The 1838-nt window shown below is 67.2% G+C and carries 1 protein-coding gene; it reads right to left on the reverse strand.

The genetic code is table 11. From position 1 onward, the window contains the following. Positions 1–111: 111 nt before the first annotated feature. Positions 112–1758, reverse strand: coding sequence for a transposase (locus HMPREF0591_RS29670; RefSeq protein ID WP_007172577.1), 1647 nt, complete (start codon positions 1756–1758; stop codon positions 112–114). Positions 1759–1838: the final 80 nt, after the last annotated feature.

Genomic DNA, 1838 nt, shown 5'->3' on the forward strand with positions numbered 1-1838 from the left:
CTAGGAGGGCGCTGTTGTAATGCCTCTGGTGGGTTGGCGTCGACGGCGTTTCGAATTCTGACCCCTGACGGCATGAAAATTGGCCCTTTGGATAGGTGGTCGGTGGTGGGGTCAGGCGATCGCCCAGCCCGCGGCTCCGTGGCGTAAGCCCAGGGTGGCCAGGCGGGCGAGGTTGATGGCACTGGCTCGGGCCAGGATGTCGGTCAGGATGCGTTTGTGGCCGCGGCAGCGGGCTTTGCGGCCACCCCAGGGGCGACGGGTGAAGTGGCTGATCTTGCGCTCCACCACGGGCCGATATGTTCGGTAGTCCTGCTGCCAACCCGGATCCTGTTGGCGGGCTTTGGCGTGCTGCAGCGCGGCTTCCTGCGGGTGGATGCTGATCACCCGCCCCCGACGCGACTTCGTGCACTGCGCCCGCAACGGACACGACTGACACAGCACACCGAAGCGCGCCACGCGGTGACGCAAACCAGCCCGGATGCTCACGGTGCGATCAGCTGGGCAGGTGACGGTGCCGCTGGCCAGATCAATCCTGAACCGGTCTTTGGAATAGCCGTTGGCGTTGCGTACCGCAGGCACTTTGGCGCGCATGTCATGACCCCGCGCCGTCTGCTCATCCAGCGTGGCCCCGCCGGCGTACGCCGAATCCCCATACACCTCAAAACCTTTCGACCCCGATCCATGCTGCGAGTCGCTACCGTCATCCTCGGCGTTGTCGGCGTTGTCGGCGTTGTCGGCGTTGTCGGCGGCAGGTGCGCCCGTGGTGGGTTCGTCGAGCAGCTCGTCGATGACCTCGCGGTCGGCGGTGTTGGCCGCGGTGACGGCCACATTGGTGATCAGCTCCTCGTCAGGATCCACACTGAGGTGGCTCTTGTAGCCGTCGAAGGTGCGGGCCCGTGACTTGTGCCCGTGGCGGGCCTGGACATCGACGGTGGAGATCAGCCGATCCCGTGCCACCCGCCGCGCGATGCGAAACACCCCGTCCTCGCCAGCTTCGACGTCTTGGCCGGCCACCAGCGCCAACAGCTCGGCGGCCTCCGCGAGCGGCCCGTCCAATTCGTGGCCGTCCAACGCCGCCAGCGCGGCCTGGGCATCGCGGACCAGCGCATCCACCAGCGCCTCCCGGGCAGCCGGGTCGTCCCAGTCGCACGGCGGCTTGCCCAGCGTGGCGTAGTCATCGTCACGCTGCAGTGCCGTGCGCACCGCGCCCGCCAGCACCGGGTCGGCCCGATCCGCAGCGGACAGGGCTTTGCGGATCACGGCCCGCAGCTGGATGACCGTGTCCTGGGTGGCCACCGCATCAAACAGCGGGGTGGAATCGAGCACCCGGCGCCGTCCTCGTAACAACCCCGCCGCCCGGGCGGTGGTATTGACGTCGTCGAACAACCGCCGCGGCCGCTCCGAGACCCGCAACCGGTTACGCATCCCAACAAGTACCGTCGGGTGAAACGCCCCCGCCCCCACCGTCAACCCGGCGGCGGCCTTCCAACGCAGATCAAAGGCCAACCGGTCACAGGCCTCCCGATCCGACACGCCCTCGTAGGCTTGCAGCAGCATCACCGTGGCCACCACGCGTGCCGGCACGGTCGGGCGGCCCCGCATCGAGGCCTTGAACAAATCGGCGAAATACTCATCACCGAACAGCGCGCCACCGTGCTCAGCCAACAGCCGATAGACACTGCCCTCGGGCAGCTGATCCCCTAACAACAGCATCACGTCATCGAATCGGCCCTGCCGATTCTCACGTCCCAAGGCCACCCACCGATCCTCGTGGCATATCCGCGCCAAACCCGCTCAGCCACGCCGAAACCGGGCCCAAAAAATCAGCAGCGCCCTAG

This window comes from Mycobacterium parascrofulaceum ATCC BAA-614 (assembly GCF_000164135.1).
Classification (GTDB): Bacteria; Actinomycetota; Actinomycetes; order Mycobacteriales; family Mycobacteriaceae; genus Mycobacterium; species Mycobacterium parascrofulaceum.